Source organism: Leisingera sp. ANG59 (genome assembly GCF_013317235.1).
In the GTDB taxonomy this organism is placed as follows: Bacteria; Pseudomonadota; Alphaproteobacteria; order Rhodobacterales; family Rhodobacteraceae; genus Leisingera.
In genome coordinates this window covers 1-24494 of sequence record NZ_WLCM01000031.1, presented here as the reverse complement: position 1 = coordinate 24494, position 24494 = coordinate 1, and the positions used below count along the sequence as shown (strand labels likewise).

25 protein-coding genes are annotated in these 24494 nt (G+C 66.4%); 15 read left to right on the top strand and 10 right to left on the bottom strand.

Annotated features, from left to right (window positions below; translation table 11 throughout):
• Positions 1 to 18: 18 nt before the first annotated feature.
• The 4 genes from GKC28_RS19955 to GKC28_RS19940 are packed head-to-tail and all read left to right on the top strand — an operon-like array spanning position 19 to position 3861.
• A complete protein-coding gene (locus GKC28_RS19955) occupies positions 19 to 1431 on the top strand; it encodes a pyridoxal-dependent decarboxylase (RefSeq protein ID WP_174148755.1) in 1413 nt (470 codons plus the stop codon).
• Positions 1428 to 2282, top strand: a complete 855-nt coding sequence (locus GKC28_RS19950; protein ID WP_174148754.1) for a fumarylacetoacetate hydrolase family protein — start codon at positions 1428 to 1430, stop codon at positions 2280 to 2282. Before GKC28_RS19955 ends, GKC28_RS19950 begins: the two co-directional genes overlap by 4 nt.
• The gene (gene hpaH / locus GKC28_RS19945) at positions 2279 to 3079 is read left to right on the top strand and encodes a 2-oxo-hept-4-ene-1,7-dioate hydratase (RefSeq protein WP_174148753.1); all 801 of its coding nucleotides are present in this window, start codon (positions 2279 to 2281) and stop codon (positions 3077 to 3079) included. The genes GKC28_RS19950 and hpaH overlap by 4 nt, the downstream gene beginning before the upstream one ends.
• Before the next feature lie 11 nt (positions 3080 to 3090).
• Complete coding sequence (locus tag GKC28_RS19940; protein WP_174148752.1) at positions 3091 to 3861, top strand: HpcH/HpaI aldolase/citrate lyase family protein; 771 nt, start codon at positions 3091 to 3093, stop codon at positions 3859 to 3861.
• A 127-nt stretch (positions 3862 to 3988) separates the two neighbouring features.
• On the opposite strand, the gene GKC28_RS19935 is transcribed toward GKC28_RS19940, so the two are convergent.
• The 3 genes from GKC28_RS19935 to GKC28_RS19925 form a co-directional block, all read right to left on the bottom strand.
• Positions 3989 to 5641, bottom strand: coding sequence for a DUF4139 domain-containing protein (locus GKC28_RS19935; protein WP_254604325.1), 1653 nt, complete (start codon positions 5639 to 5641; stop codon positions 3989 to 3991).
• Between the two features lie 138 nt (positions 5642 to 5779).
• Positions 5780 to 6802: an aspartate-semialdehyde dehydrogenase gene (locus tag GKC28_RS19930; RefSeq protein WP_174148751.1), complete on the bottom strand. Its 1023-nt coding sequence runs from the start codon at positions 6800 to 6802 to the stop codon at positions 5780 to 5782.
• A gap of 82 nt (positions 6803 to 6884) precedes the next feature.
• Positions 6885 to 8057, bottom strand: a complete 1173-nt coding sequence (locus GKC28_RS19925) for an MFS transporter (RefSeq protein WP_174148750.1) — start codon at positions 8055 to 8057, stop codon at positions 6885 to 6887.
• 117 nt (positions 8058 to 8174) lie between these two features.
• On the opposite strand from GKC28_RS19925, the gene GKC28_RS19920 reads away from it, so the two are divergent.
• Positions 8175 to 9338 (top strand): DUF3095 domain-containing protein, encoded by a 1164-nt coding sequence (locus GKC28_RS19920; RefSeq protein WP_174148749.1) that lies wholly within the window; start codon positions 8175 to 8177, stop codon positions 9336 to 9338.
• Positions 9339 to 9340: 2 nt separating this feature from the next.
• Here GKC28_RS19920 and GKC28_RS19915 read toward each other — a convergent pair whose 3' ends face one another.
• Positions 9341 to 9991, bottom strand: coding sequence for a carbonic anhydrase (locus GKC28_RS19915; protein WP_174148748.1), 651 nt, complete (start codon positions 9989 to 9991; stop codon positions 9341 to 9343).
• Positions 9992 to 10167: 176 nt separating this feature from the next.
• Between GKC28_RS19915 and GKC28_RS19910 the strand changes: the two genes are divergently transcribed.
• The 3 genes from GKC28_RS19910 to GKC28_RS19900 all read left to right on the top strand — a co-directional run bounded on the left by GKC28_RS19910 (position 10168) and on the right by GKC28_RS19900 (position 12824).
• Positions 10168 to 10527, top strand: a complete 360-nt coding sequence (locus GKC28_RS19910; RefSeq protein ID WP_174148780.1) for a hypothetical protein — start codon at positions 10168 to 10170, stop codon at positions 10525 to 10527.
• Positions 10528 to 10611: 84 nt separating this feature from the next.
• Positions 10612 to 11994, top strand: a complete 1383-nt coding sequence (locus GKC28_RS19905) for a M17 family metallopeptidase (RefSeq protein WP_174148747.1) — start codon at positions 10612 to 10614, stop codon at positions 11992 to 11994.
• 5 nt (positions 11995 to 11999) lie between these two features.
• Entirely contained in the window at positions 12000 to 12824 is an 825-nt protein-coding gene (locus GKC28_RS19900; protein ID WP_174148779.1) for a C40 family peptidase, read from the top strand.
• 97 nt (positions 12825 to 12921) lie between these two features.
• Here GKC28_RS19900 and GKC28_RS19895 read toward each other — a convergent pair whose 3' ends face one another.
• The 3 genes from GKC28_RS19895 to GKC28_RS19885 form a co-directional block, all read right to left on the bottom strand.
• Positions 12922 to 13266: a DUF2794 domain-containing protein gene (locus tag GKC28_RS19895; protein ID WP_174148746.1), complete on the bottom strand. Its 345-nt coding sequence runs from the start codon at positions 13264 to 13266 to the stop codon at positions 12922 to 12924.
• 127 nt (positions 13267 to 13393) lie between these two features.
• Complete coding sequence (locus GKC28_RS19890) at positions 13394 to 14083, bottom strand: helix-turn-helix transcriptional regulator (protein ID WP_174148745.1); 690 nt, start codon at positions 14081 to 14083, stop codon at positions 13394 to 13396.
• Positions 14084 to 14180: 97 nt separating this feature from the next.
• Entirely contained in the window at positions 14181 to 15854 is a 1674-nt protein-coding gene (locus GKC28_RS19885) for a DNA polymerase Y family protein (RefSeq protein WP_174148744.1), read from the bottom strand.
• 112 nt (positions 15855 to 15966) lie between these two features.
• On the opposite strand from GKC28_RS19885, the gene GKC28_RS19880 reads away from it, so the two are divergent.
• Positions 15967 to 16443, top strand: coding sequence for a cytochrome c (locus GKC28_RS19880; RefSeq protein ID WP_254604324.1), 477 nt, complete (start codon positions 15967 to 15969; stop codon positions 16441 to 16443).
• 29 nt (positions 16444 to 16472) lie between these two features.
• Here the strand turns inward: GKC28_RS19880 and GKC28_RS19875 are convergent, their stop codons facing one another.
• Positions 16473 to 17090 carry a TetR/AcrR family transcriptional regulator gene (locus GKC28_RS19875; RefSeq protein ID WP_174148742.1) on the bottom strand — a complete coding sequence of 206 codons (618 nt, stop codon included), beginning with the start codon at positions 17088 to 17090 and terminating at the stop codon, positions 16473 to 16475.
• 137 nt (positions 17091 to 17227) lie between these two features.
• Here GKC28_RS19875 and mbfA point away from each other — a divergent pair, with 137 nt between their 5' ends.
• Together mbfA and GKC28_RS19865 are read left to right on the top strand one after the other, a co-directional pair.
• On the top strand, positions 17228 to 18202 hold the full coding sequence (gene mbfA, locus GKC28_RS19870; protein ID WP_174148741.1) for an iron exporter MbfA: 975 nt from the start codon (positions 17228 to 17230) through the stop codon (positions 18200 to 18202).
• A gap of 292 nt (positions 18203 to 18494) precedes the next feature.
• Entirely contained in the window at positions 18495 to 19418 is a 924-nt protein-coding gene (locus GKC28_RS19865; RefSeq protein ID WP_174148740.1) for an AEC family transporter, read from the top strand.
• Here GKC28_RS19865 and GKC28_RS19860 read toward each other — a convergent pair.
• Entirely contained in the window at positions 19415 to 19756 is a 342-nt protein-coding gene (locus GKC28_RS19860) for a cupin domain-containing protein (RefSeq protein ID WP_174148739.1), read from the bottom strand. The genes GKC28_RS19865 and GKC28_RS19860 overlap by 4 nt on opposite strands.
• A 227-nt stretch (positions 19757 to 19983) precedes the next feature.
• On the opposite strand from GKC28_RS19860, the gene fghA reads away from it, so the two are divergent.
• Genes fghA through GKC28_RS19845 form a run of 3 tightly spaced genes read left to right on the top strand, consistent with a single transcriptional unit; the run spans position 19984 to position 22792 of the window.
• Positions 19984 to 20817, top strand: coding sequence for an S-formylglutathione hydrolase (gene fghA, locus GKC28_RS19855; protein ID WP_174148738.1), 834 nt, complete (start codon positions 19984 to 19986; stop codon positions 20815 to 20817).
• A gap of 17 nt (positions 20818 to 20834) precedes the next feature.
• Positions 20835 to 22337 carry a Si-specific NAD(P)(+) transhydrogenase gene (sthA, locus tag GKC28_RS19850; RefSeq protein WP_174148737.1) on the top strand — a complete coding sequence of 501 codons (1503 nt, stop codon included), beginning with the start codon at positions 20835 to 20837 and terminating at the stop codon, positions 22335 to 22337.
• On the top strand, positions 22334 to 22792 hold the full coding sequence (locus tag GKC28_RS19845; protein ID WP_174148736.1) for a YaiI/YqxD family protein: 459 nt from the start codon (positions 22334 to 22336) through the stop codon (positions 22790 to 22792). The genes sthA and GKC28_RS19845 overlap by 4 nt, the downstream gene beginning before the upstream one ends.
• Here the strand turns inward: GKC28_RS19845 and GKC28_RS19840 are convergent.
• Positions 22789 to 23127: an NIPSNAP family protein gene (locus GKC28_RS19840; RefSeq protein WP_174148735.1), complete on the bottom strand. Its 339-nt coding sequence runs from the start codon at positions 23125 to 23127 to the stop codon at positions 22789 to 22791. The genes GKC28_RS19845 and GKC28_RS19840 overlap by 4 nt on opposite strands.
• 401 nt (positions 23128 to 23528) lie before the next feature.
• Between GKC28_RS19840 and GKC28_RS19835 the strand changes: the two genes are divergently transcribed.
• Positions 23529 to 24491 carry a DMT family transporter gene (locus GKC28_RS19835; RefSeq protein ID WP_174148734.1) on the top strand — a complete coding sequence of 321 codons (963 nt, stop codon included), beginning with the start codon at positions 23529 to 23531 and terminating at the stop codon, positions 24489 to 24491.
• Positions 24492 to 24494: the final 3 nt, after the last annotated feature.

Genomic DNA, 24494 nt, shown 5'->3' with positions numbered 1-24494 from the left:
AGACTTAAGGAATACGAGATGAAATGGGATGAATTCTCCGAATGGGGCCGCCGGGTCGCGGATTGGACCCAGGACTACCACCTGACCGTCGGCGACCGCCCCGTGCGCGCCAAAACCGAACCCGGCGAGGTACTGAACGCCCTGCCCCAAACCCCGCCCGAGAACGGCGAGGGGATGGAGGCCATCTTCCGCGATTTCGAGGACATCGTGATGCCCGGCATCACCCATTGGCAGCACCCGCGCTTCTTTGCCTATTTCACCTCCAACGCCGCCGCGCCCTCGGTGCTGGCGGAATTCCTGACCGCCGCCATCGCGCCGCAATGCATGCTGTGGCAGACCTCGCCGGCGGCGACGGAGATGGAGACCCGGATGATGGACTGGCTGCGCCAGGCGCTGGACCTGCCGGACCAGTTCCAGGGTGTCATTCAGGATAGCGCCTCCTCCGCCACCCTCGCCGCAGTCCTGACCATGCGGGAGAAAGCGCTGAACTGGCAGGGCAATCAACAGGGCCTGTTCGGTCAGAATGCCTTGCGCATCTACTGCTCGTCGGAGGTCCACACCTCCATCGACCGCGCCATCTGGGTTGCAGGCATCGGCCAGCAGAACCTGATCCGCATCCCCATCAAGGGCGACTGGCGCGGCATGGACCCCGACGCGCTGGAGGCTGCCATCCAGGCTGACCTCGCGGCAGGCCACCAGCCCGCGGGCGTCATCCTTTGCGTCGGCGGCACCGGCGTTGGCGCCACGGACCCGGTGGACAAGGTGCTGGACGTGGCCGAAAAATACGGTCTCTACACCCATGTGGACGCCGCCTGGGCAGGCTCCGCGATGATCTGCCCGGAATACCGCCACTACTGGCCCGGCGTCGAACGCGCCGACAGCATCGTCTTCAACCCGCACAAATGGCTGGGCGTGCAGTTCGACTGCTCCGCCCATTTCCTGAAGAACCCGGATGATCTGGTCCAAACCCTCGCCATCAGCCCGGAATATCTCAAGACTCACGGCCATGACGGCATCATCAACTATTCCGAATGGTCGGTGCCGCTGGGCCGCCGCTTCCGCGCGCTGAAAATCTGGTTCCTGATCCGCACCTACGGGCTGGAGGGCCTGCGCCAGCGCCTCAGAAACCACATCACGTGGTCGAAACAATTGCACGAAAAGCTCAAGTTAGAGCCTGATTTTCAGATCACTTCCGCGCCGATGTGGTCGCTCTGGTCCTTCCGCTATGCGCCCGAGGGCGCCACGGATCTGGACGATCTGAACCTAGCGTTGGTCAATGCGATCAACGGCGACGGCCGCATTTACCTGACCCAGACCCGCCTCGACGGCCAGCTGGTGATCCGCTTCCAGGCAGGCCAGTTCGAGACTACGGAAGCAGACGTGATGATGGCCTTCGGCGTCATCACCGAAATCGCAAGGAGCCTGCAATGACGCGCTTTGCCACCTACACCGCCGATGGCGAGGTCTTCTATGGCGCGGTGACCGATGCGGGCATGATCGCCCTCTCGCCGCAGTTCCCGGACTGGCCCACCCTGCGCGACGTGATTGCGGCGGACGGCCTGCTTGCACTGGCTCAGGCCGCAGAGGGCAAGCCCGTGACCCAAACGGATTTCACTTATGAGATCCCCATCCCCAACCCGGAAAAGATCCTCTGCGTTGGCGTCAACTTCCCGGACCGCAACGCGGAGTACAAGGACGGCTCTGCCCAGCCCAAGCACATGTCCCTGTTCCCCCGCTTCCCGCGCTCCTTCACCGGGGCGGAGCGCCCGCTGATCCGCCCGCCGGAAAACCACACGCTGGACTACGAAGGCGAAGTCGCCGTGGTGATCGGCAAGGCAGGCCGCCGGATCAAACCGGAGGACGCCTACGATCACATTGCAGCTCTAACACTGGCGAATGAGGGCACCATCCGCGACTGGGTCCGCCACGCCAAGTTCAACGTGACACAGGGCAAGAACTGGGACAATTCCGGTTCCATCGGCCCGTGGCTGGTGCCCTTCACCGACGCCGCGCAGCTGGATGAGGCGCGCATTGTCACCCGTGTGAACGGAGAGATCCGCCAGGACGACACCCTCAACCGGATGATGTTCCCGATCCGCGAGGAGATCGCCTATATCTCCACCTTCACAACCCTGCAGCCCGGCGACGTGATCATCACCGGCACCCCCACCGGGGCAGGCGCAAGGTTTGACCCTCCGAAGTACCTGGTCCCCGGCGACGTCGTGGAGGTCGAGGTCGAGGGCATCGGCATCCTGCGCAACACGGTTGAGGATGAGACATGACCCCGGAGCAGCACCAGGAAGCCGCCGAGACCCTGTTGAAAGCCGAGCAAACCGGCCAGCAATGCGGCCTGCTCTCGCTGGCCTATGCCGGCATGACGCTGGACGATGCCTATGCAGTGCAACAGGCTCTAATAAGGCAAAAATTGGCCTCCGGCCGCAGGAAAATCGGCTGGAAAATCGGCCTCACCAGCCGCGCCATGCAGCAGGCGCTGAACATCACCACCCCCGACAGCGGCGTGCTGCTGGACGACATGCTGTTTGAAAACGGCGCCACCGTCCCCGAAGGCCGCTTCATCCAGCCGCGGGTGGAGGCAGAAATCGCTTTTGTCATGAGATCCCCGCTCGCAGGCGCCGAGTGCACCCGCGAGGACGTGCTGTCCGCAACGGACTACTTAGCGCCGTCGCTGGAGATTCTCGACACCCGCATCCTGCGTGCGGACCCGGAAACCGGCCAGGCTCGCATTATCACCGACACCATCAGCGACAACGCCGCCAACGCGGGCGTTGTGCTGGGGGCGGAACGCCATGCGGTGGACGCCCACGACCTGCGCTGGGTCGGTGCCATCGTGGCCCGGGGCGGCACGGTCGAGGAAACCGGCCTCGGCGCGGGCGTCCTGAACGATCCTGTCACCTCGGTCCTTTGGCTTGCACGCCGGATGGCGGAATATGGACAACAGATCGAGGCCGGGGATATCGTGCTCTCGGGCTCTTTCATCCGCCCCATCGAATGCCCGCCGGGCACAGAGATCGCCGCTGATTTCGGCCCCTTCGGCTCCGTATCCATCAATTTCGCCTGACAGGAGGCCCCATGCCCGCGCCCAAGAACCCCTTCAAACAGGCTCTAACACAGGGCAAACGCCAGATCGGCTGCTGGATGAGCTTTGCCGACGGCCAGCTCGCCGAGATCATGGGCACCTGCGGTTTCGACTGGCTGGTGATCGACGGTGAGCATGCGCCCAACGACATCCGCTCGATCCGCGACCAGCTGATCGCGCTGGCGGCTTCCCCCAGCCACCCGGTGGTGCGGGTGCCGGTGGGCGAAACCTGGATGATCAAGCAGGTGCTGGATGCCGGCGCCCAGACGGTGCTGGTGCCGATTGTGGAAAGCGCCGATCAGGCCCGCGAGCTGGTCCGCGCCTGCCACTACCCGCCCAAGGGCCTGCGCGGCGTCGGCGCCACGGCGGCCCGCGCCACCATGTTCGGAACAGTCAGCGAATACATCCAGACCGCCGATCAGGAGGTCTGCCTGCTGGTGCAGGTGGAAAACCGCGCCGGCATGGCTGCGCTGGACGAAATCCTGCAGGTGGAGGGCATCGACGGCGTCTTTATCGGACCGGCGGACCTGTCCACCGACATGGGCCACCAGGGCAACTCCGCCCATCCGGAGGTGCGCGCGGCCATTGCCGATGCCATCACCCGCATCAAGGCGGCAGGCCTCGCCCCCGGCATCCTCGGCACCACCGATGAGGCCACCCAGGCCTACGCGGATATGGGCGCGCAGTTCCTGGCGGTTGGCATCGACGTTATGGTGCTGGCCAAAAACGCCCGCGATCTGGCCGCCAAGTGGAAGACTGACTAGACACGCACCGCTAACCGCACAGGAAGCCCCCCGCGCCATGCGCGGTGCCGCGCCAACGGGAGGAAGGTATTTCAATGCCGGACGACGGGCGGGAGAACTCCACCTGCTATCAGACACCAAGCCTGCGTCAGCGCAGCAGCATACCCTCGGGCCAGCTAAGCGTGGTGTCCAATTGGATGGTCTCGCTCTCGCCCGCCGCCAGCTTCAGATCCCAGGCCAGAATGCCGCGCTGTTTCTCCACGTTTTCCTCCGTGGGCCGCGGTGCGGCGCTCCATTCGATCTCCAGGTCGTCCTGCTGCGAATAGGGCACCCGGTCCAGCACCCGCACCGCCCAGTCCTGCGCGGTCAGGTTCTCCACCGTGATCTCCACCTTCTGCACCTGCGCGTTGCTGCGCGAGATCAGCCCCTGCTCGCCCTCGCTCTGCCCCAGCACGTCGCGGCGCAGCTGCAAGCCTTCGATGGGGCCGAAACCGGCGTCCATCTCCGCCCCTGGTGCCAGCCCGGCGAACTCCTCCACCGTGACCAGCTTGCCATCGACGAACCGCGGCACCTCGTCCGAGGCCAGCAACTGCTCGCCGAAGGTGTTGGTGAAAGAGGCCACCCGGTAGGCGGTCCCGTCCTGCAACGGCACGGCCACCGCCCGCACCTCTGCCTTGGCGGTAAGGCTGTCCATTTCCAGCCGCAGCAGATCAGCACCGGATGCGATTGAGACCGGCAGGCCGAACCGGTAGGTCGCCGCCGCACCGCCCAGATCGGCGCCCCAGCCGCTCCGGGCCTCCTCCGCAAAAACAGGCGCAGCGGCCGGTTCCGCCAGCGCAGACAATTCCGCCGCATCCTGCCCCATGGACTTCAGCGCCCGCGGCGGCTGCGGTTCTTCGATCCGGCGCAGCCAGGGGTGCAGCGCAGAGGGGCTGCCCTGGTCACCCGGCACCGCCGTCGACAGTGTCAGCGCCACATCCTGCCAGTTCTCGCCGGTGTCCTGCACCAGCATCACCGCCCGCTTCAGGATCACCTGCTGCTCGGTCACGGTATTCAGGTGCATCTCGTAGGACGGCTGCCAGCCGATATTGCCCTCACCCGCGGTGTAGTAGCTCACCTTGACGGCACCCTCGCCCGCCTGCTCCGCCTCGATGTCCACCGCGATGTACAGCCGGTCCTCATCCTCCAGCGTGATCGCCGCCAGCGCTGCCTGCGCTTCTGCCAGCTCCTCTTCCAAGTCCTCCAGCTGCAGCTCGATCCGGCGCGCCTCAGCCTCTGCCGCCACCGCCGCCTGGCTGGCCCCCGCCGCTTCCGCGGAGATCATCCGGGCAATTTCACTCAGCGCAGCGGCATCCGCCTGTACCAACCCCTCGTTTGCCCCCAGCTGCTGCAGGAACCCAATCGAGGCCTCTGCCGCCCGCACGCCAGAGCGTGCCCGTGCTGCCTCGTCCCGAACCGCGGCAATCCGCGCCTCCACCTCGCGCACCCGCGCCTCGGCGGCCTCCGCCTCGGGATCATCCGCATTGCGCGGCGGCACGTAGTCCTCGCGCAGCAGGGTGGCGACGCGGCGGGCGCCGGCGATCTCCACCTGCAGCGTTTCCAGCGCCGCCGTTCTGGGCACGTTCTGCAGGATCAGCCGGTGGCGGCCTTCCGGCAGCGCCAGCGCGGCGCTGCGGGTGACTTCCGCCAGCCCGGGATACAGCGTCACCTCCGACACCGCGCTGCTGACGGGGATCGTGTCTGCGCCTGCGGCTGCCGCGGCAAATGAGGATAAGGCAAAGGCCATCAAGGAAAATCGCATTGGCATCTCTCGAACAAATATCCGCGGGGCAAACCTGCCCGCCCGCTGCCAAGCCTAGCCGCCGCCCCGCCCCGAAGCCATGCAAAAGAAAAGGGCCGCTTCCTGCGAAGCGGCCCCCTGATCAGACGAGCGAAAGGCTCAGCCCTTCTTCAGGACCTCACGGCCCAGCAGCTCGGCAATCTGCACCGCGTTCAGCGCCGCGCCCTTGCGCAGGTTGTCGCTGACGCACCACAGGTTCAGGCCGTTCTCGATGGTCGAATCCTGGCGGATGCGGCTGATGAAAGTGGCGAAATCGCCGACGCATTCCACCGGGGTCACGTAGCCCCCCGCTTCCCGCTTGTCGATCACCATGATGCCCGGCGCCTCGCGCAGGATGTCGCGCGCCTCGTCCTCGTCCAGGAAGTCCTCAAACTCGATGTTCACGGATTCGGAGTGGCCGACGAACACCGGCACCCGGACGCAGGTCGCGGTGACCTTGATCGACGGATCGACGATCTTCTTGGTCTCGGCGACCATCTTCCACTCTTCCTTGGTCGATCCATCGTCCAGGAAGACATCGATGTGCGGAATGACATTGAAGGCGATCTGCTTGGGATACACCTTCGGCGGCACGTCTTGCGTGGGGTTGTAGACCGCCTTGGTCTGATCCCACAGCTCGTCAATCGCGTCCTTGCCGGAGCCGGACACCGACTGGTAGGTCGACACCACGACGCGCTTGATCTTGGCGCGGTCGTGCAGCGGTTTCAGCGCCACAACCATCTGCGCAGTGGAGCAGTTCGGGTTGGCGATGATGTTCTTGTTCTTGTAGCCGTGAACCGCCTGCGGGTTCACTTCCGGCACGATCAGCGGGATCTCCGGGTCGTAGCGGTAGAGCGACGAGTTGTCGATCACCACGCAGCCGGCCTCGGCCGCCTTGGGGGCGTATTTCTTGGTCGCGTCGGAACCGATGGCGAACAGCGCCATGTCCCAGCCGGCAAAATCGAAGGTGTCCAGATCCTTGGTAGTGAGTGTCTTATCGCCAAAGCTGACTTCGGTGCCGAGAGATTTGCGGCTTGCCAGCGCAGCGATCTCATCCACAGGGAACTGGCGCTCGGCCAGGATGTTCAGCATTTCGCGGCCCACGTTGCCAGTGGCGCCAACGACGACGATGCGGTAACCCATTTGTCTGTTTCTCCAATATTGCCCGGCCCCATGGCCGGCGCGGGAGTGATAATGGTTCCGCGGCCAAGTTTAAAGGCCTGTATCAGTCCATGCTGTCGCGGCTGAACAGATAAATTGCGCATCCCAGCCCCAGAAGCACCAAAAAGAAGCTGAAAATGCCGATATAGGGTAAGGAAAGGTCCGAACCGGCCATTTCCGCGTGGATGCGCCCGGTGGCAAACTGCATGATTCCCACTCCGCCGATGCCAAACAGGTTCAGCAGCGTGACCCCCCGCCCGGCCAGATGCGGCGGCACGAAGGCGCGCCCGTGCGCCATGATCACCGGAAAAGACGCCCCGAAGAAACCCACCGCCGCCATCATCACAACCGGCATCCAGACCGGCGCGCCGGTAGCCAGGATCAGCCCGCCCAGCGCCGCGCAGGCTAGCAGGTTGCCGCCCAGGATCACCCATTTGCGGGTGCCCAGCATCCGGTCCAGCGGCCCATAGGCAAAGGTACCGGCGATCATCGCCGCCCCCATCACCGTGGCCGCCAAACCGACCTGCTGGGTGCTGAGCCCGTAGACATCGTTCAGAAATGGCCCGATCCACAGGCCTCTGATCGCCCCGGACGGCGCATAGGCCACCAGCATCAGCGGGAAGATCGCCCACATCACAGGCATTTTCAGCAGATCCAGCACCGATCCCTTGTGCCCGCCCGCGGGCTTGTCCGGGTCGCTCACGGTCAGGAAAATTCCTGCCGCCACTGAAACTGAGATTGCCGCCAGCCCAGCCAGCGTGCCGCGCCAGCCGACCAGATCCACCGCCAGCGCCGTCGGATAGGAGGCCACCAGATTGCCGGCCGACCCCACCCCCAGCATGACCGCAGCGAGTGTCGCGAACCGCGCGGGCGAATACTGGCGGGCAAAGATGTAATAGGAGGCCATCAGAACCGGCGAGCAGCCAATGCCGATCAGGAACATGGCCGCGCCGACATGCCAGGGCCCGGTGGCCGCCGCGAACAGCGCTGCACCGCCGCCGCCGCCCAGCAACAGCAGCAGTGACGCCGTCTTGCGCGGCCCGACGTGGTCCAGCGCCCAGCCCACCGGCAGCTGCATGGCGGCAAAGGACAGGAACCACAGGCTGGATGCATTGGCCAGATCATCCGGTGCCGCGCCGATGTCCTGCCCCAGCACCCCCGTCAGAACCCCCAGGAAAGCGCGGAAAAACTGGCTCAGCACATAGGCCAGGCACAATAAGATCAACCCTGCCTGCATTTTCCCTCCCCCGCGTTTTTCGTTGCTGCCGCACAGCTTGCATGTTTGGCGCGGGCGCACAATTTGTTTAGACAGAAACGGCAGGTCACGGGATCACGCCACAGGGGGAAGATGCATATGACGACGGATAGCTTCTATGCCAGCCTCCCCAAGGTCCGCGAGTTCGGCGATCTCTCCGACCCGTCCGTCTTTGCGCCGCTGCCCGCGGACTGGCACCTGTGCTGCACTGATATCGTGAATTCCACCGGGCTGGTGAAGGCGGGCCGCTACAAAACCGTGAACATGGTCGGTGCCGCGGTGATCGCCGCGATGCGCAACGCGCTGGAGGGCGAGGCGTTTCCCTATGTCTTCGGCGGCGACGGCGCCTCCTTCGCGGTGCCGCCCCGCCATCAGGCCACGGCGCAGCGCGTTCTGGGATCCTTGCGCAGCTGGACCGAGGCGGAATACGGCATCGCCCTGCGCGCCGCGGTTCTGCCGGCCGCCGCGATCCGCGCCGAGGGGCTGGACGTGCAGCTCGCCCGCTACGCGGTGTCTGACCACGCCGATTTCGCCATGTTCAGCGGCGGCGGCCTGGCCTGGGCCGAAGCGCAGATGAAGGCCGGCGCCTTCGCGGTTGCACCCGCGCCGCAGGCGGAGCCGCCCGACCTGGCTGGCCTCTCCTGCCGCTGGAGCAACACGCCTGCCCGTCACGGCATCATCCTGTCGGTGGTGGCCCAGCCCGCCCCCGGCGCCAGCCCGCAGGCCTTTGCCCGGCTCGCGGCAGAGGTTCTGGATCTCGCAGCAGAGCTGGAGGACAGTGGCCACCCGGTCCCCGTAACCGGCCCCAAATTGCAATTCCCGCCCGCCGGGCTGGCTCTCGAAGCCCGGGCCTCACGCGGCAGGGCGCCGCTGTTTCTCCGGAAAGTGTCCCTGTTTTTCCACAGCGCTTTGGCCGGACTGATCTTTCTCACCCGGCGCCCTGTCGGCAGATTCGATCCGGTGCATTACCTGTCAGTGCTGCGGGCGCACTCCGATTTCCGCAAATTCGACGACGGCCTCAAAATGACGCTGGACTGCACGCCCGAAATCCGCAGCCGCATCCGCCAGCATCTGGAACAGGCCGCCGATGCGGGGCTGGTTCACTTCGGCCTGCACGAACAGGACGCCGCCATGGTCACCTGCATCGTGCCCTCGCCAGTGGAGGACGACCACATCCACTTCGTCGACGGCGCTGCGGGCGGCTATACGCAAGCAGCCGCCAACCTGGCGGCTGCTTTCGGGATCAGCAAGAAAACGGCCTGACCTCAGACCGGGGCGAAGGTGCCCGCCTTGGGGTCGTAGCATTCCAGCCCGCCCTCGCCGATGTCGGTCCACAGCCCGTGCAGGCTCAGCTCGCCTGCCTTGACCGCCGATTCGATGAACGGGAAGGTCATCAGGTTCTCCAGCGACGCGACAACCGCCTGGCGCTCGAACTGGCGGGCCTGCTCCACCGGATCCTCGATATCCTCGACACCGCCGAACTTGGGCTTCAGGATATCCATCCAGCGCCCGACAAAGCTGGTCTTTTCCTCCAGCTGCGGCGCGTTGCCCTTGCACATGTCGATGCAGCCCTGCACGCCGCCGCACTGCGAATGGCCCAGCACGATCAGATGCGACACCTTCAGCGCGGTGACCGCATATTCCACCGCTGCCGAGGTGCCGTGGTGGTCGCCATCGGGCGCAAACGGCGGCACCAGGTTGGCGATATTGCGGTGAATGAAAAATTCGCCCTGGTCGGCGCCGAAGATCGAGGTCACATGCACCCGGCTGTCGCAGCAGGAAATCACCATCGCCCGCGGCCGCTGGCCTTCGGTTGCCAGGCGGCGGTACCAGCCCTGGTTCTCCTCATATGATGTTGCCTTCCAGCCGTGATAGCGGGTCACCAGATAGCTCGGGAGAGGCTTGGCAAATTCCATTGTCGAATCCTCGGTTCATTACGCGTTGACGGCGGTATTAGCCTGCATTGTCTCAAAATTCGAGGGATTTGATCAGCCCGCGGAAACCTTTTGAAAACCTATGGCTTCCAAATTGGGCAGCGTGCCGTGGGGGCATGATGAATTGGGTGAATGTGGTGGCCAATATACTTACAGTGATGCACTCCGAGACAGTGCGATTAGATCCAGACAAACTTTCCGCACTCTATGAACAGCTCGGCGAAGCCGGAGCCGAGGACGTCGTGTGCCGTGCGATTGAGGAAATGGCGGTCCGCCTGACGCATTGCGAGCGTCTGTGGCGGCAGAACGATATGATGAACCTGCGCAAGAGCGCCCGGTCGCTGATTGCCATGGCCGAACAGATCGGCATGACCGCGTTGGCTTCCATCGCCAGCGACGTGACCCGGGCCATCGATGCCGAGGACGCGCCGGCCGTGGCCGCCATCCTGTTCCGGCTGATGCGGGTGGGCGAACGCTCGCTGACCGCGGTCTGGGACCAGCAGGATATGACGATCTGACATTTCCGCAGCCCGCAGGGCTTGCAGGCCGCGCCGCGGCGGCTACTCTGGCGCATCAGAAGTGATTGCAACCGGAGTTTTTCAATGCCGCCAGTCTTTGCCGCCCCCGGCCCGGACGCCTGCCCTGTGCATGTTATTGCAAGCGATGAATTTGACAGCTGGCTTGCAGGCCAGCCGCAGCGCGTTCAGGCCTGGGCCAAGGCGCAGGGCTTCTCCGGCGCCTGCGGCCAGGCCCTGACGGTGCCGGACGCCGATGGCGGGATCGCAATGGCCCTGGCGGGCTACGGCAGCGCCGCCCAGCGCACGCGCCGCCGCTTTGTGCTGGCCGAAGCCGCACAGAAACTGCCCGCGGGAACCTACCGCATCGCCTCCGGCCTGCCGAATGAAGACGCCGCCAGCGAGTCGCTCGGCTGGCTGCTCACCGCCTACCGGTTCGACCGCTACAAGGATGCCAACGGCGTCACCGCCGCGCTGCAGGCGCCTGAAGGGGTGGAGGCCGCCGCCGTTGAATCGCTGGCCGCTGCCGAATGCCTGACCCGCGACCTCATCAACACCCCCGCCGCCGACATGGGCCCGGCAGAGCTGCAGGCCGCTGCCGAATCCCTGGCCCGGGAGTTCGGTGCCGAAGCCTCGGTCGTCCTGGGCGAGGACCTCTTGGCCCGGAATTTCCCGCTGATCCACACCGTCGGCCGCGCCTCGGACCGGGCGCCGCGGCTCATTGACCTGCGCTGGGGCAGCAGCGGCCCGAAACTCACCCTGGTGGGCAAGGGCGTCTGCTTCGACACAGGCGGGCTGAACCTGAAGCCCGGCAACAGCATGGCGCTGATGAAAAAGGACATGGGCGGTGCCGCCAATGTGCTGGGCCTCGCCCGCATGATCATGGCTGCCGGGCTGAAGCTGCAGCTGCGGGTGCTGATCCCCGCGGTGGAAAATGCCGTCTCCGGCGCCGCCTTCCGGCCCGGCGATGTGCTGATGTCGCGCAAGGGGCTGACGGTGGAGAACAACAACACCGACGCCGAGGGCCGCCTGGTGCTGGCCGACGCCCTGGCGCTGGCGGCGGAGGACGCGCCGGACCTGCTGATCTCCATGGCCACCCTCACCGGCGCAGCGCGGGTCGCCGTCGGCCCCGACCTGTCGCCCTTCTATACCGATCACGACGGCGACGCCGCCGCGCTTGCGGCCAGCGCCGCCCGCACCGCCGACCCGGTCTGGCGGATGCCCTTCCACGATCCTTACGAGACGATGATCGAGCCCGGCATCGCCGATCTGGACAACGCGCCGGCGGGCGGTTTTGCCGGTTCGATCACCGCGGCCCTGTTCCTGCGCCGCTTTGCCGGAGAGACCCGCTACATGCATTTCGACATCTACGGCTGGACCCCCAGCGACGCGCCCGGCCGCCCCAAGGGCGGCGCCCTGCAGGGCGCCCGCGCGCTGTTTGCCGCGCTGCCGGAGCTGCTGGGGCTGTGACCGGGATGTCAGACCGCCGCCGCACGCCGGCGAACACCCGCGTTGCCGCGGCCCATTTGCACGATGCGCCGGAGGGTTTGCAGCGCGTTGAAGGCAGCGCCGCCCGCGTCGGCGTGCCGGTTGCGGACCTGTTGCGCGCACCGGATGGCGCCCGCGACCGCCAGCTTGTCTACGGCGAGCCGGTCACGGTCTATGAGGACCGCGGCGGCTGGTCCTTCCTGCAAGCGGCCAAGGATGCCTATGTCGGCTATGTGCCCAGCGCCAGCCTGACGGCCCCTTTCGAGGCAACCCACTGGGTCAGCGCCGCCGCCACCCATGCCTATACAGCGGATGACTTCAAATCCCCCGAAACACTGTCCCTCAGCCACGGCAGCCGGGTGCAGGTGCTGGGCGGCAGCGGCCGGTTCCTTGAAACCAACCTGGGCTTCCTCCCGGCCCGCCACCTGTCTCTGCTCGGCAGCCATGCCAGCGACGCAGCAGCAATTGCCGGACTGTTCCTCGGCACGCCGTACCTCTGGGGCGGCAACAGCCGCTTTGGGATCGATTGTTCCGGCCTCGTGCAGGCGGCACTGCTGGCCTGCGGCATCCCCTGCCCTGGCGACAGCGACATGCAGGAGGCTGAGCTGGGAGATCCCGCCCCCTCCGGAGATTATCAGCGCGGCGATCTGCTGTTCTGGAAGGGCCACGTGGCCCTGGTGCGGGATGCTCAGACGCTGATCCACGCCAATGCCCACGACATGGCGGTGGCCATTGAGCCCATCGGCGCGGCAATCGAGCGGATCGAAACCCAGGGCGACGGCCCGGTCACCGCGCACAAAAGGCTGGGGTGACACCCGCCCGCCGCCGCAGGCGGTAAAAAAATCTTACGACGATTTTTGGCCGGAAAATTTGAATTTTCCGGTCCCCGCTCCGCCGCAAACCTTGCGGCTACTCCACGGAGCGGATCAGCTTGCGCTCCAGCACCCTCAGCACGGTCTTCAGATCCGTGCCGCGCTTCAGGATATGCCCGTCCATGCCGACCACCGAATACTGCCCCTGGCGGTTGCGCAGCTTGGGGCGCTTCTCGATCCGGTAGAGCGGATGCTCTGCCGTGCGCCGGAAGACGGAGAAAACTGCCAGATCGCGCAAGGAAGAAATCCCGTAATCGCGCCATTCCCCGGCTGCCACCATCCGTCCGTACAACGAAAGAATGACCGACAGTTCCCGCCGGTCAAATGCGACTTGCTGAGGGTAGGGAGATCCGGGAAAAGGCTGCACCTGATCAAAGCTCATAGATAAAAGGTTGCGCCGTTTCCGCGGCAAATCAAGGCTTTTAACGGTCGAATTTTCGTGTGGTGCAGTATCCGCACAGGTGCGGAAAGCGTGTTTCCTCCTGTATCAGAGCCTGTTTCAGCCCTGTTCAGGCCGCCGCCAGCGCGCCGCACTGCACCCCCAGGATCTGCTCCAGCGCCACCCGTCCGGGCGCGCTCAGCAGCAGCCCGCGCTTGTGCCGGTGCCGCTTCACCCAGCCGCTGTCCAGCGCGTGATCCAGGATCTGCCGCCCCATCGGCCCCGCCACATGCAGCTTGCGCTCGGTCCAGTCCAGGCAGGGCCGGGCAAAGGGCTGGCGGCCTGTCTTTTCCGGCAGCACCACCCCCAGTTTCAGCCACTCCCCGGCCGGAACGGTGCGGAAGGCGCCCTGCTCCTCCACCAGCATGCCGCGGTCCAGGAAGGCGCGGGTCATCGCCACCGCCAGCGGGCCCGCCAGGTGGTCGTAACAGCTGCGCAGCTGCGCCAGCCCGCCCGCCTTGCGCTGCTGGGCGCGGTGCAGGCTGTCGGCCGGCGCAATTGCTGCCAGCTGCTCCAGCGCATGGGCCACCTCTGCGCCGGCCAGCCGGTGATAGACACAGCGGCCGCGCTTTTCCGCCACCACCAGCCCTGCGTCCTGCAGCAGCCGCAGATGGGCCGAGGCGGTCTGCGGCGTCACCCCCGCAGCCGCCGCCAGCTCCTTGTTGGTATAGGCGCGCCCCTCCATCAGCTCGCACAGCATCTGCGTGCGGCTGGCGTCGCTGATGGCCTGGCCCAGAATGTCGAAACGCGGTGTGATCATGCCCCTACCTTATGCGGTTTGCACAGGGACACCCAAGCAAAACCCTTCGCCGCGCGCCGAACTTTCCGCCGTCACGCCAGTCGGCCTCCCGGCCCGCTCATGCAAACGACCCGTGGCAGAACCAGCCCGGCGACAGCGCGCCGCCATGGGCAAAGAACAGCCACAGCCGCGTGCCGCAGTCCGTCACCACCACCCAGTAATCGCGCACGCCGCTGCGCCACTCCGGGTCCTCCAGCCACCATTCCGGCGCAATCCGCTCCGGCCCCTCCGCCTCTGCCAGCGCCCAGTCCCGGCCGCGCCAGCGGAAGCGTTCCGGCACCTGCGGCACATCCGGCGCATGCACCAGCTCGGGCCGCCACAGCAGCAGCGGCCGCGGCCGCGGCGGCCGCGGCCAGTCGCCAGCGGCAGGCTCCGACCAGGCCGCCGCCTGCACGGTAAAGGTTTTCTCCGGGATATGGCTCTCTGCCGGGTGACAGCGGGTGATGGCCTCCATCCCCAGCCGCGCGCCAAGCCGGCCGATCAGATCTTCCAGCGCCGCGCCATCCTCCTGCCGCGCCCGCGCCGCGGCGCCCGCCTGCAGGTGGCCCGCCGGGGTGCGGGCGTGCATGGCCTCCGCCTGCAAGACCTCCAGCCGCAGCATGTCGATGCCGTAGCCCGCGTCGATCTGCTCCAGCTTCATCTCCAACAGCGGCCGGATGCGGGCGGGATCGCGGCTGGCACGGGCCAGGCCCAGGCTCACCGCCTCCATTTCCTGATCGCAGCGGTGCGCCTCCAGCCGCAAAACCCGCGCCCCCTTGCCGCGCGCCTCCAGCCGGGCACACAGCCGCGGCAGCATCCGGTCGATGCCTGCCAGCAGGTCCTCCATCAGCCCGATCGGCTCCGGCAGGGTCAGCCGCACCGCAAAACGGTCCGGGCTGCGCGCGGGCGAGACTGGCTCCGGCGCGCTGCCCATCGCCTGGTCCAGCCGCAGCACCAACCCCTGGCCGAAGCGGCGCGCCAGACTGGCCCGCGGCTGACCCAGCAGGTCGCCGATCCGCCGAAGGCCCAGCCGGTTCAGCTGCGCCACCGTGGCGCTGTCCAGCCGCAAGGCCGCCACCGGCAAGGGCGCCAGCGCGCCATAGGCCTGGCCGGCTTCGGCAATCCGGCCCAGCTGCGGCACCGCCGCCTGCAGCTGCGGCGCCGCGCCGCCGCGGGTCCAATGGCGCCGCTTGACGCTCTGGCGTTTCTGCGCCCGGGCGCGGGTCGCGCGCGCCTCCTGGTCGATGGCATCGCCCGACCGCTCCGGCGCCGCCTCCTCGCCCGCGTAGCGCGCCAGCGCCCAGGCCGCGCCCAGGGTGTCGGCCAGCCCCATCCGCACGCTCAGGCCCATCTCCGCGCAATCCTGCCCCGCGGTCTCCATCAGCGCCGCCTCGCTGCCGAACAGATGCGCGCAGCCTGTGAGGTCGATGGTCAGCCCGTCCTCCCCGGCCTCTGCCACCCAGGGGCTGAACTTGCCCGCCCAGCGCCTGAGCGCCGCCAGGAACGCCATCTCCGCCGCGCGGCTGCGCGGCCGCACCACCAGGCCCGCGCACATCGCATGGGCATCGCGCAAGGGCTGGCCAGCCTGCAGCCCTTCTGCCGAGGCGGCCATGTTTAACGCGGAAATAACCTGCGTGTTGGACACTTCCTCGGCAACGGCCAGCGGCCCGGCAATGCCGCCGCGCTCCGCCCGCAAAATGCGTTCGGCGCCAAGGCGCGGAAACCACAGCGACAGAATGCGGCGATGGGGCATGGGCAGATCGGGCAGCAGGGGCCGCCAGGCGGCAGGTTACAGGAGACTCACGGCAGATGTTCCCATTTTGTTCTCAATATGCGATTCGGTCAATCCGCAGGGGCGCTGCGCAATGACCCTGCGCCTGCTCAAACCTCTTGCCTGTCTTGCCCTGCTTGCGGCCCTGGCCGCCGGCCCCTCGGCCCCGGTCACAGCGGATAGCGGCCTCAGCAAGCATGTGACCCGCCGCATCGCCCTGATGACCGGGCAGAAGGCAGCGATGGATGTGCTCACCGGCATGATGTCCGGGCGCATCGTTTTCGACCGGGACAAGGCGCGCACCGCCCGTCGGCAGCTGATCAAATCCACCAGCAGCATCCGCAAGCATTTCCGCAAGCACCGGATGGACCCGCGCAGCCACGCCCGGCCCCAGATCTGGATATCCTGGGATGATTTCGAAGCCCGGGCCAAATCAGCCGAAATTGCGGCCAGAGCCCTCAGCACCCGCTCCCTGCCCGCCCTGCGCCGCACCCTGCCAGGGCTGATGCAAGGCTGTCTCAGCTGCCACGAGACCTACCGCAGGACCCCCAACAGCTTCACAACCCACTGACCGGACAGCGGCCCCTGCCGCCAGGCACTTCAGGCGCCGAACCGCGCCATGAAGGTGTCAATCGCACCGCTGATCACCCGCTCGCGCTCGGCCTCGGTGAACTCGGTATCGATCTTGAACAGGAACCGCAGGAAGATATCCGCTTTGCACAACTCGATGAACTGCGCGGCGGCCAGGTCGGCGTCTTCGATCTTCAGCTCGCCCCGCGCTGCAGCGGTTTCGATATAGTCGCGGATCTCCCCGTGCAGCACCATCGGGCCGCTTTCATAGAACATCGGCCCCAGCTCCGGAAATCGGTCGGCCTCCGCCACGAAGATGCGGAACAGCTGCAGGCTGAAGCCGCCCAGCAGCACCCCGTGCACCCGCTCCGCCGCTGCCCGCAGAACATCCCGCGGCCCGCAGCTGCCGGGTGCCAGATCCAGTGATTCATCCGCCTGCTGCACGCAGGCAGAGCGCACCACCTCCATGAACAGCACCCGCTTGTCAGGGAAATAGCTGTAGAGCGTCGCCTTGGAGACCCCCGCCGCCTTGGCGATCTTGTCGACGCTCGCGCCCTCGAACCCGTCCGCCAGGAACACCTCGCGTGCGCCGTCCAGGACCTGATCGAATTTCCGGCCGGTGCGCAGGACGCTGGCTTGCTGGTTCATGCGGGCTCCGTAGGCTGCGTAGGGGTCTGGGCCTAATGTAGCTTGCGCCGTCCCATTGCAACAGGTTAAGCCGCATCATCTTGCGCTCCCTCGCGGAACCGTTATGTTTAGAATTATTCTAAGCTGAGGGGCGGCAGATGCGATTTTTCACCCAGCGCAAGCACTTTGCGGATTTGACCGGCCAGGAAATCCTCGCCCTTGCAATCTCCTCCGAGGAGGACGATGCGCGCATCTACCGCGGCTACGCCGAGCGGCTGCGCGCCGAATATCCCGCCTCCGCAGCGATGTTTGACGGCATGGCGGCGGAGGAAGACGACCACCGCGCCCAGCTGATTGCCCTGCACGAAGCGCGGTTCGGCCCCGCCATCCCGCTGATCCGGCGCGAGCATGTGGCGGGCTACTATGCCCGCCGCCCCATCTGGCTGATGGAGAACCTCAGCCTGGACCGCATCCGCGACGAGGCCCGCGCAATGGAGCGCGACGCCGAACGCTTCTACACCGCCGCCGCCGCCCGCACCCGGGACGCGGCGACCCGCAAACTGCTGGGCGATCTGGCCGCCGCCGAGGCCGGCCATCAGGCCCGCGCCGGCGAGCTGCAAGAGGCGCATCTGGACGACGGCACCCGCGCGGACGAGGACCGCGCCGCCCACCGCCAGTTCGTGCTGACCTGGGTGCAGCCGGGGCTGGCCGGGCTGATGGACGGCTCAGTCTCCACCCTGGCGCCGATCTTTGCCACCGCCTTTGCCACCCAGGACACCTGGACCACCTTCCTGGTCGGCATGGCGGCCTCGGTCGGGGCCGGCATCTCGATGGGCTTCACCGAGGCGGCCTCCGACGACGGCGAGCTGTCGGGCCGCGGCTCCCCCGTCAAACGCGGGCTGGCCTCCGGCATCATGACCACCGTCGGCGGCCTCGGCCATGCCCTGCCCTACCTGATCCCGGATTTCTGGACCGCCACCACGCTGGCGCTGCTGATCGTCTTTGTGGAGCTTTGGGCCATTGCCTGGATCCAGAACAAGTTCATGGAAACCCCGTTCTGGCGCGCCACTATGCAGGTGGTTCTGGGCGGTGCCCTGGTGCTCGGCGCCGGCGCGCTGATCGGCAGCGGCTAGAGCCGCCAGCGGGGTACTCCCGCCCGTTCCGGAGCAGCCAAAGGCTGCCCCTCCCCGGTTGGGCCCGGCAGCGCTGACGCGCTGCGGGTGCTGCACTTGTCCAAGGCAGGGTCAAGGGCGGCACAGCCGCCGCGCGCCAGCGCGGTTTACCCTTGAGGCTGTCTTGGACGATATCACAATTGACCAGGCGCTCTCAGGGCAGACCTGCCCTGTGCGCAGCACAGTTGGGAGCACGCCCGGTCCCGCCCAAGACAGCCCTTGCCAATTGGTCAGCTCTTGTTACCAATTACTCATGGCCGAGATCTTCTTCCGCACCCTGCCCTTCTTCGCAATCATCGGCCTTGGCTACTGGGCCGGGCGCAGCCGGTTTTTCACCGAGGAAGCCACCGCCTATCTCACCCGCTTCGTGTTCTACTTCCCGCTGTCGGCGATGATCTTCGGCTTCGCCGCCAACCTGTCCTTTGCCGAGGTCTTCGACCCAACCCTGATCCTCGGCTACCTGGCGGGCACGCTGGCGGTCTACCTGCTGGTGACAGCTGTCGCCATGGCCCGCGGCCTGGACGTGCCCACCGCAGCGGTGGAGGCGCAATGCGCCGCGATCGGCAATGTGGGTTTCCTGGGGCTGCCAATGATGGCGATCCTGTTCGGCCCGGCCTCCGCGGCGCCGATGATGGTGGTGCTCAGCGTTGATCTGGTGGTGTTTTCCTCGCTGATCGTGATTCTGATCAACGCAGGCCGAGGCCAGGGGCTTGGTCTTGCCACACTCCGGCTGGTCGGGCTGGGCCTCATGAAAAACCCGATGATCCTGTCCATCACCGCAGGCCTTGCCTGGTCGGCCTCCGCCCTGCCGATCCCGGAGCCCGCAAACGACTTCCTCACCATCCTCGGCGGTGCCGCCACCCCCGGCGCGCTGTTTGCCATCGGCGCGTCGCTGGCCTCGAAATCGGCAGAACGGGTGCATATCTCCGGCTGGCTCAGCTTTGCCAAACTGGTGCTGCACCCGGCCTGCGTTGCTGTCGCGGTGCTGTGGCTGATCCCGGCGGCGCCGTTCTCCGCCGCCGTTGCCATCGCCGCCGCATCGCTGCCGGTGGCGGGCAATGTCTACATGCTGGCGCAGCACTACGGCGTGGCCCCGCACCGGGCCTCCGCCGCCATCTTCATCTCCACCGTGGTGTCGATCGTCACCGTGCCGGCGGTGATCGCCTGGGTTTCCTAAAGCCGGATCACGTAATCCTTGCGGGTGGTCTCGATCACCTCCCAGGTTCCGCTGAAACCGGGCCGCAGGATGAAACTGTCGCCTGCCGCCAGCGGATATTCCGTGCCGTCATCGCTGGTGATCACCGAACGCCCCTCTAGGATCCGGCAGTATTCCCACTCGTCATAGGAAATCCGCCACTTGCCCGGTGTCGACTGCCAGATGCCGCAGTACAAACCGTTCCGCTCTTCCGCATTCCACGTGGTGAAGACCGGATCGCCTACCAGCACCTTCTCCGGTGCCGGGCGCTCCACCTCCGCCTCCGCAGCCTCCGGTGTCAGTCTCAGAAAATCGCTCATGGCCCTGTGCCTCCCTCTTGCCTTGGCGGCGGACTGTCCCGGTTTTCGCATCGGCTGTCCAGCACCCTCTGCGCAAATGCGGCATCCTCCCGTCGGCCAAAGCCCCGATTGTTTGCGTTTCCGCAAGCCTCATGCCGCAAAAACCGGCATTGCTGCCGCCCATCCGCTGGACCCTGAGGCCAACTGCGGATAGCGATAGGGCTAACAGATTTTGAGGAGCCTCACCCATGGAAACCGTTTCCGAGAACCGCGCCTTTGGCGGCACCCAGGGCGTCTACAAACACGCCAGCTCCGCCACTGGCGGCGACATGACCTTTGGCCTGTTCCTGCCGGAGGAGGCCAAGGACGGCCCGGTACCGGTGCTGTGGTATCTGTCGGGCCTCACCTGCACCCACGAGAACGCCATGACCAAGGCCGGCGCCCAGGCCTGGTGCGCCGAGCAGGGCATCGCCATCGTCTTCCCCGACACCTCCCCCCGCGGCGAAGGCGTGGCGGATGATGACGCCTATGACCTGGGCCAGGGCGCGGGCTTCTACGTGAACGCCACGCAACAGCCCTGGGCGCCGCATTTCCGCATGTGGGACTATGTGGCCGAGGAACTGCCTGCGCTGCTGGGCGACAAGTTCGCCGTCGACCTGGACCGTCAGGCGGTCACTGGCCACTCCATGGGCGGCCACGGCGCGCTGACGCTGGCGATGAACTTGCCGGGCCGCTACAAGTCGGTCTCCGCCTTTGCGCCGATCTCCAACCCGACCCAGTCGGACTGGGGCCGCAAGCAGCTGAGCGCCTATCTGGGCGACGATGAAGCCGCCTGGGCCAAGCATGACGCCACCCTCCTGATGCGCGAGAAAGGCTTTGACGGCCCGATCCTGATCGACACCGGCACCTCCGACCAGTTCATCGACCTCCTGAAGCCCGAGGCGCTGGCCCACGCCGTCGCCGAACGCCGCCAGCAGGCCACCCTGCGGATGCAGCCGGGCTATGACCACAGCTATTTCTTCGTGTCGACCTTCATGGAGGAGCATGTCTCCTTCCACGCCGACGCGCTGTACCAGAACTAAGACCAAAGGACGCGGCCATGAGTGAAGACTTTGATTATGACCTGATCATCATCGGCTCCGGCCCCTCGGGCCGCGCCGCTGCCATCCAGGCGGGCAAGCTGCACCGCCGGGTGCTGGTGATCGACCGCAAGGACCGCCTCGGCGGCGTGTCGGTGCACACCGGCACCATCCCGTCTAAGACCCTGCGCGAAACCGTGCTGAACCTCTCCGGCTGGCGCGAGCGGTCATTCTACGGCCGCTCCTACCGCGTGAAGGACCAGATCGAAGCCAACGACCTGAAGGCGCGCCTGCACATGACCCTCGATTACGAGGTCGACGTGCTGGAGCACCAGTTCAACCGCAATCACGTGGACACGCTGCTGGGGCTGGCGAAATTCATCGGCCCGAATGAGGTCGAGGTGGCCACCGAGGCGGGCGAAACCACCCGGCTGACGGCAGAGAAATTCCTCATTTCCACCGGCACCAAGACCTACCGCCCGGAGTATGTGCCCTTCAACGGCAAGACCGTTGTGGACGGTGACGAGTTCCTGGAGATGGCCGAAATCCCACGCTCCCTCACCGTGATCGGCGCCGGCGTGATCGGGGTGGAATACGCCACCATGTTCTCCGCCCTCGACGTGCGCGTCACCCTGATCGAGCCGCGCGAGACCTTCCTCGACTTCATCGACAAGACCCTGATCCAGGACTTCACCCACCAGATCCGCGAAAACGGCGTTGACCTGCGGCTCGGCTCCGCCGTCGAAAGCATCGAGGACCGCGGCGAGCATGTTGAGGTGATCCTCGACAACGGCCGCCACGTGCGCTCTGAAATGCTGCTGTTTGCGGCTGGCCGGATGGGCGCCACCTCCGCCCTGAACCTCGAGGCTGTTGGCCTCAAGACCGACCACCGCGGCCGCCTCAGCGTGGACCGCAAGACCTACCAGACCGAAGTGCCCCATATCTATGCCGCGGGCGATGTGATCGGCCACCCGTCGCTCGCCTCCACCTCGCTGCAGCAGGGCCGCGTCGCCGCCTGCCACGCGCTGGAAACCCCGACCCTGCCTGAAAGCCCCTGGTACCCCTACGGCATCTACTCAGTGCCGGAAATGTCCACCTGCGGCATGTCCGAGGAAGAGCTGAAAGAGCGCGGCATCCCCTATGAGGTCGGCGTCGCCCGCTTCCGCGAGACCTCCCGCGGCCACATCATGGGGCTGGAGCATGGCATGCTCAAAATGCTGTTCTCGCTGAAGACCCGCCGGGTGCTGGGCGTGCAGATCGTCGGTGAAGGCGCAACAGAGCTCATTCACATCGCCCAGGCGGTGCTGAACCTCAAGGGCACGGTGGACTACTTCGTGCAGAACACCTTCAACTACCCGACCCTGGCCGAGGCCTATAAAATCGCCGGTCTCGACGCCTTCAACCGGATGCCGATCCCGGAAGAGTTCAAGGTCAAGAAACCCGCCCGCAAGGCCAAGCCCGCCCCCAAGGCAGAGGCGAAACCGGAGAAGCAACCCGAAGCAGAGAAGAAGGCGGCAGAGTGACCGCCCTCTACATCGACGCCGACGCCTGCCCTGTGAAGCAGGAGGCCGAGCGGGTCGCCACCCGCCACGGCCTGCGCATGTTCGTGGTCTCCAACGGCGGGCTGCGCCCCTCGCAGAACCCGCTGGTGGAAACCGTGATCGTGGCCGAGGGCGCCGATGTGGCCGACATGTGGATCGCGGACCGCTGCGGGCCCGGCGACGTGGTGGTGACAGGCGACATCCCGCTGGCCGCCAAATGCATCGAGGCCGGCGCCCGCGTGCTGCGCCACAACGGCGAGCGCTTTACCCAGGCCAACATCGGCCAGCAGCTGGCGATGCGCGACCTGATGGCCGACCTGCGCGCCGCCAACCCCTTGGGCATGCAGGGCGGCGGCAAGGGTTTCACCAAGGCCGACCGCTCGCGGTTTCTGGATGCGCTGGAGCGCGAGCTCAGAGCCGCCAAGGCGGGCCGCTAGGACATCGCTGCCTTCAGCGGCGCAAGGTCGCCCTCCAGAACAGGACGCAAGAAGGTCCGGTCATAGCGCCGGACGATGCCGTTCTCCCGGGCGAACCGGAACGCCGCCAGGCAGTCCGCATCCTCAAAGCTTTTTGCGCGGTACTCCTCATAGGCGGCCAGAGACGGGAAGGAAAACAGCGCAACCGCCAGATCATTGGCGCTTTCATGCGGCAGGAAATAGCCGTGATGGGTGCCGCCGAAACGCTCCACCAGCGGGATCCAGGCCTTGGCGTAGACCTCAAAGGCCTCAACCTTGTCCGGGTGAATTTCATACGTGATATAACATGTGATCATGGCCACCTCATGTGCTGGTTTAGGGCCAAACCTAAGCGCCGCTGCCCGCCTTGCCCAATGACATTGCGTGATCTCCCTGTTCGCAAACGCAAATGTGCGCCCCCGCAGGCCTGCTCCCGGGTCAAGGCTCCGCGCCAGCGGACCCTGCGTAGCACGGCTTGGCCTTGACGCGGGATCAGGCCGCTCCACACTCAGTCAGGCGCGTTCAGGGGCATACCTGCCCCTGAACCGCTTCTCAGCAAGAAATCCACCCTTTCCCCGGCCCCGAACCTCCATGTTCTGCGCCCCAAAATTCCGCCCCGGAATTTTGCCCGGAAAAATTGCATTTTTCCGCCCCGGCCCATTGCCCGGCCAGACCAAATCCGCCACTGATCAAGGGCAGGAGACGGGAGGGCAACGGCATGAGCGCAGAGGTGAAGATCAGCGTCCCCGGCCTCTTTGCCGCGGCCGGTGCCGGCATTGCCTTCTCCGTCATCGACATGATCTTCAAGTTCCTGTCGGGCGACTACCCGCTTTATGAAATGGTGCTGTTCCGCTCCGTCATCGCGGTGGCCGTCATGCTCGCCATCATCATGCCGCTGGAGGGCGGCTACCACCTCTTGCGCACCCACCAGCCGAAACTGCACCTGCTGCGCTGCCTGGTGGTGTTCTTTGCCAACATCTGCTTCTTCACCGGCCTCACCCTGCTACCGCTGGCCGAGGCGGTGGCGATCGCCTTTGCCACGCCCCTCATCGTCACCACCCTGTCAGCCCTGTTCCTCGGCGAACGCCCCGGCCCCTGGCGCTGGGGCGCGGTGGTGGCCGGGTTCCTCGGCGTGCTGATCATCATGCGCCCCGGTGCCGGCACCTTCCAGCCCGCTGCCATCCTGCCGTTCCTCGGCGCCTGCGGCTATGCCACCCTGCACGTGCTGACCCGCCGCGCAGGCGGGTCCGAGGCCGGAGCGACGCTGGCCTTCTACCCGATGCTGGGCTTCCTGATCCTCAGCGCGCTGGCCGGGCTGGTCTTCGGCGACGGGCGGTTTGCCACCGGCGACAGCCCCGCCTTCGACTTCATCCTGCGCGCCTGGATCTGGCCCGCACCGCAGGACTGGCCCTATCTGATCGGTGTCGGCCTCGCAGGCTCGGCCGGCGGCTATCTGGTCAGCCAGGCCTACCGCATGAACGAGGCCGCGCTGGCGGCGCCTTTCGAATACATCGCGATGCCGATGTCGGTCCTGTGGGGCGTGCTGATCTTCAACGAATGGCCCGATCTGCAGGTCTGGCTCGGCAGCGCCCTGATCATCGCCTCCGGCCTGGTCTCGGTCTGGCGCGAGACCCGCAAGAACCGCCCCGCCCCGCGGCCCCGCCCGCGAGCAGAAGGATAAGAC

What these genes read in the sequence shown, in the direction of transcription:
- GKC28_RS19955 (WP_174148755.1), top strand. Translation starts at nt 19, where the DNA reads ATGAAATGGGATGAATTCTCCGAATGGGGCCGCCGGGTCGCGGATTGG.
- GKC28_RS19950 (WP_174148754.1), top strand. Translation starts at nt 1,428, where the DNA reads ATGACGCGCTTTGCCACCTACACCGCCGATGGCGAGGTCTTCTATGGC.
- hpaH (WP_174148753.1), top strand. Translation starts at nt 2,279, where the DNA reads ATGACCCCGGAGCAGCACCAGGAAGCCGCCGAGACCCTGTTGAAAGCC.
- GKC28_RS19940 (WP_174148752.1), top strand. Translation starts at nt 3,091, where the DNA reads ATGCCCGCGCCCAAGAACCCCTTCAAACAGGCTCTAACACAGGGCAAA.
- GKC28_RS19935 (WP_254604325.1), bottom strand. Translation starts at nt 5,641, where the DNA reads ATGCGATTTTCCTTGATGGCCTTTGCCTTATCCTCATTTGCCGCGGCA.
- GKC28_RS19930 (WP_174148751.1), bottom strand. Translation starts at nt 6,802, where the DNA reads ATGGGTTACCGCATCGTCGTCGTTGGCGCCACTGGCAACGTGGGCCGC.
- GKC28_RS19925 (WP_174148750.1), bottom strand. Translation starts at nt 8,057, where the DNA reads ATGCAGGCAGGGTTGATCTTATTGTGCCTGGCCTATGTGCTGAGCCAG.
- GKC28_RS19920 (WP_174148749.1), top strand. Translation starts at nt 8,175, where the DNA reads ATGACGACGGATAGCTTCTATGCCAGCCTCCCCAAGGTCCGCGAGTTC.
- GKC28_RS19915 (WP_174148748.1), bottom strand. Translation starts at nt 9,991, where the DNA reads ATGGAATTTGCCAAGCCTCTCCCGAGCTATCTGGTGACCCGCTATCAC.
- GKC28_RS19910 (WP_174148780.1), top strand. Translation starts at nt 10,168, where the DNA reads ATGCACTCCGAGACAGTGCGATTAGATCCAGACAAACTTTCCGCACTC.
- GKC28_RS19905 (WP_174148747.1), top strand. Translation starts at nt 10,612, where the DNA reads ATGCCGCCAGTCTTTGCCGCCCCCGGCCCGGACGCCTGCCCTGTGCAT.
- GKC28_RS19900 (WP_174148779.1), top strand. Translation starts at nt 12,000, where the DNA reads ATGTCAGACCGCCGCCGCACGCCGGCGAACACCCGCGTTGCCGCGGCC.
- GKC28_RS19895 (WP_174148746.1), bottom strand. Translation starts at nt 13,266, where the DNA reads ATGAGCTTTGATCAGGTGCAGCCTTTTCCCGGATCTCCCTACCCTCAG.
- GKC28_RS19890 (WP_174148745.1), bottom strand. Translation starts at nt 14,083, where the DNA reads ATGATCACACCGCGTTTCGACATTCTGGGCCAGGCCATCAGCGACGCC.
- GKC28_RS19885 (WP_174148744.1), bottom strand. Translation starts at nt 15,854, where the DNA reads ATGCCCCATCGCCGCATTCTGTCGCTGTGGTTTCCGCGCCTTGGCGCC.
- GKC28_RS19880 (WP_254604324.1), top strand. Translation starts at nt 15,967, where the DNA reads ATGACCCTGCGCCTGCTCAAACCTCTTGCCTGTCTTGCCCTGCTTGCG.
- GKC28_RS19875 (WP_174148742.1), bottom strand. Translation starts at nt 17,090, where the DNA reads ATGAACCAGCAAGCCAGCGTCCTGCGCACCGGCCGGAAATTCGATCAG.
- mbfA (WP_174148741.1), top strand. Translation starts at nt 17,228, where the DNA reads ATGCGATTTTTCACCCAGCGCAAGCACTTTGCGGATTTGACCGGCCAG.
- GKC28_RS19865 (WP_174148740.1), top strand. Translation starts at nt 18,495, where the DNA reads ATGGCCGAGATCTTCTTCCGCACCCTGCCCTTCTTCGCAATCATCGGC.
- GKC28_RS19860 (WP_174148739.1), bottom strand. Translation starts at nt 19,756, where the DNA reads ATGAGCGATTTTCTGAGACTGACACCGGAGGCTGCGGAGGCGGAGGTG.
- fghA (WP_174148738.1), top strand. Translation starts at nt 19,984, where the DNA reads ATGGAAACCGTTTCCGAGAACCGCGCCTTTGGCGGCACCCAGGGCGTC.
- sthA (WP_174148737.1), top strand. Translation starts at nt 20,835, where the DNA reads ATGAGTGAAGACTTTGATTATGACCTGATCATCATCGGCTCCGGCCCC.
- GKC28_RS19840 (WP_174148735.1), bottom strand. Translation starts at nt 23,127, where the DNA reads ATGATCACATGTTATATCACGTATGAAATTCACCCGGACAAGGTTGAG.
- GKC28_RS19835 (WP_174148734.1), top strand. Translation starts at nt 23,529, where the DNA reads ATGAGCGCAGAGGTGAAGATCAGCGTCCCCGGCCTCTTTGCCGCGGCC.